2 protein-coding genes and 1 tRNA gene are annotated in these 3,467 nt (G+C 44.2%); all 3 read right to left on the bottom strand.

Annotation, left to right across the window (positions count from 1 at the left end):
* Positions 1-1,270, bottom strand: a 1,270-nt coding sequence (gene glmS / locus QXE01_12220) for a glutamine--fructose-6-phosphate transaminase (isomerizing) (protein MEM4972003.1), incomplete at its 3' end; no start/stop codon positions are given.
* A gap of 657 nt (positions 1,271-1,927) precedes the next feature.
* Complete coding sequence (locus QXE01_12215; GenBank protein MEM4972002.1) at positions 1,928-2,662, bottom strand: hypothetical protein; 735 nt, start codon at positions 2,660-2,662, stop codon at positions 1,928-1,930.
* 665 nt (positions 2,663-3,327) lie between these two features.
* A tRNA-Glu gene (locus QXE01_12210) sits at positions 3,328-3,416 on the bottom strand.
* Between the last annotated feature and the right edge of the window lie 51 nt (positions 3,417-3,467).

Below are 3,467 nucleotides of genomic sequence, written 5' to 3'. Positions count from 1 at the left end.
GACATAGCTTCTCAACTATGTACATACCAGTTATAACTTCTGATGCAAATGTCTTTGTAGCTGCCACCCCTATCTCTGGCCCAGCCCTCATATAGATCTTATAATCCGCCTCCCTAGCTATAGCGCTCCCAACAACGTTTGTTATAGCTATCACCCTAGCCCCCATCCCCCTAGCCCTTCTCAAAGCCATCAGAGTATCTATAGTCTCACCGCTCTGTGATACCGCTATTAACACGTCTCTATCATCAACACCCCTGAGGATCGACTGGTATTCGCTAGCGATAAAAGCCCTCGCATCTAGATCCAAGATATTTCTAAATGCATATTCAATAGCCATTGAAGCGTGGTATGAGGTCCCCGCACCAGTTATATATATCCTCCTAGCCTTCATAAGGATCCTCTGCAGCTCATCACCAACCTGGTCTGGGAGGCCTGAGAGTGTTGAGTGTATTGCTATAGGTTGCTCATATATCTCTTTAGCCATGTAATGGGGATATCCGCCCTTATCAATCATATCTGGTGTCCAACCTATAGTGATTATCCTGGAAGAAGGATCTACAGCTCCGATGCCTAGCTTCTCTATATAGATATTCTCCGCCGATATATAGCCGATCTCTCCATCCTCTATAACTATAGCTCTTCTCGTGTGGCCTAGGATCGCTGGTATATCGCTAGCTACTATATTGAAGCCATTACCAACACCTATGATCATTGGTGATACATTCTTAGCGAAGTAGATCTTATCGGGATCTCTGCATATATATGCCAGGAAGGCATATGTACCCCTTATAGTCCTAACCACTTCCCTCAAAGCATCTAGAGGTGATAGGCCCTCCAAGAGCTTCTCCTCCAAGAGGTGGGCTATAAGCTCTGTATCTGTATCGCTCCTCAGCAGATGACCCCTAGATGCTAGATATTCTTTAAGCTCCTGATAGTTCTGAAGAGTACCATTATGCACGATAGAAACACAGCCACCACAGTCTATATGGGGATGCGCATTCCTATCGCTGGGCTCTCCATGTGTAGCCCATCTAGTATGGGCTATCCCTACAAGGCCATCGAAAGAGTCGAATCCCAGGATGCTCTCCACATCCGCTAGCTTGCCCTTCTTCTTCCTAATAAAGATCCTACCTTCCTGATCTACAATCATAAACCCTACGGAATCATATCCCCTATACTCCAGCTTATATAGAGCCTTCTTGAGGAAAGATCCTAGGGGTTCTCCAACAATCATTCTACTCCGCTGACACACACCTATAATACCGCACAACAGAAACACCTATTGGCTAATACACATCAATTAATATTTATGAAAACTATATAAATGTAAGCTAACCTCCTCCCCGCTCTAAGAAAATCCTCGCCCTTCAGAGCAGAGAGGTTTGGGGCTATATCCCAGACTCTCGCCTGGTTCGGCCTCACGCCTAGTCCTAGGCGTGTTACCCTATCCCCCTCTCGGGGGTTTGGGGATATGGTTGTTAACCCTTATCTCTCATAACCATCATCTGAGGGCTTAGCTACCACATTCATCAATATCTCATCATCTAGCTATAGTTCTAGCATCAAATCATATAGGCATTAGCTATCCCCACCTAAGGGAGCGAGGATTTCGGTCGTAAGATCTATTCGAGATATATTGACAACTGAAAGCCTCGTCCTTTAGGGCGGGGATGGCGATATGCTTATAAGCTCTGATACAAGCACCATATATTGGGCGAGGGTTCCCCCTAGGGCGGGGAGGAGGTCAGCGATATATTAGAGGAGTTCTAATAACTTTCACCCACCTACAATATAATTTGAGGTTTCAATACAGAGCCCTTATCCAGCTATTTATGAATCATTATAAAATAGTAGAGCTTATAGATGCCACGGCCGGGATTTAAACCCGGATCGCGGATCTTGGTGAAGCCTGATAAAACCAGGATCCTTAGAACTCTATGTCCTCATCTTCTAAGTCCTCGATTTCACCGATGGCTTTGAGGAACCTGAGTGCTCTGCTATATCTGGCTAGGTCTCTCTCATACTGATGAACCGGGATCATGAGATCTGAGCAGAACTCCTCCACCACCGCATGCTTCTTCAATTCCTCGATATCAACCTCTAGCTTTTCCGGAGGCTTTATCACCTCCTTCTCGGCGCTTAGATATCCATTTAAATCTTCTTTAAGGCCTACAAGCACTACGGGTTTCCCTAGAACCCAGGCAAACACCTCAGCCTGTTTTCTAGCATAGTTGTTTATCGGGCTAAGCTTGAACTCATAATAGGTATCTGTAGACTCATCATAGAGATCCGGCTGAGCGGCCACGAATAAGCCCTTGACCAGCTCCCTGAACCTGGTTCTAGGCTTTTCACCAACCACTCCTGCTTTAATAAGCGCGGCATATGCTATATATGCTTTTAGAACGAGCTCACGTCTATAAATACCCTCAGCCCTCAGCCTAGCCGCGATCTTCCTAACAAACCACCTAGATATCTGCTTATACCCGGTCCACGAGTGTATATGGTTAGCTAACGTATACTCCTCCTCGAAAATCTTCCCAAACCTAACCAACACCTCATTGGCTTTAGACGGCTTAACAAATATCTTAGCAATATCAGAAGCCCTTACAACAAGAACTTTGATCGTCTCATCACATTCCCCAAACTCCTCTTCATCATGCAAGTCGAGCTAACCTATATATAATGTAGGCTGTGGAGATTATAGCCATCTACACTTAATCCTAGAAAAGCGGACTTCATAGGCTCTAAGGAGGATCAGATCCGTCTAAGCCAGGTGGCGCAGGTTATAAAAACATCGTAGTATGATATAACGGAGTCTTAATCTAGCTTTTCATTGAAAAGAGCCCCCTTTCAAAGCCTCCTTTTAAATGTGCCAGGATTTCCCCAATATAATGGAAAGAGGAGTGGATTATCATATGCTTTTTATTTCTGGCTTATCCACTCTAGCTGATTCTTTCTTTTTCTTCTTTCTAAATGATTTTGCCCTTCTAACAGCATCTCTATAGCATTCCCTTGATAACCCTTGTGGATAGCCATAGATATCTCTCCCTAAACATGTTGTAGAAGATATTATAAAGTGTTTCTTGAGGGGCATTGTGTTTTAAAGCGTAGCCAAGCATCTCCCTATATGTATCTTCAATCTATCTAAATGCCTGCTACCAAACCTATTAACCCAGCCCTCTAGAACACAGTTCTTCTCAACATCTTTAACTCCCTATTCAACACTATCAATAGCTAGAAATGATTATAAAGTATTTAAATGTATTATTAAGTCAGAAATAAACTAGCGAGACATGAAACAATGGAATCGTTTACATTTGTTTTAGGTGCCGCGGCCGGGATTTGAACCCGGGTCACGGGCTCGAAAGGCCCGCATACTTTCGGCGCGAGGCTTGTCCGGGCTATACTACCGCGGCTCCTTATTATTGTCTTGCATAAGGACTTTTAGGTTTTCCAGTATATCCTGG

Source organism: Sulfolobales archaeon (assembly GCA_038897115.1).
GTDB lineage: Archaea > Thermoproteota > Thermoprotei_A > Sulfolobales > AG1 > AG1.
Note: the sequence above shows the minus strand (reverse complement) of the source record. Positions and strands in the feature narration are given on the sequence as shown.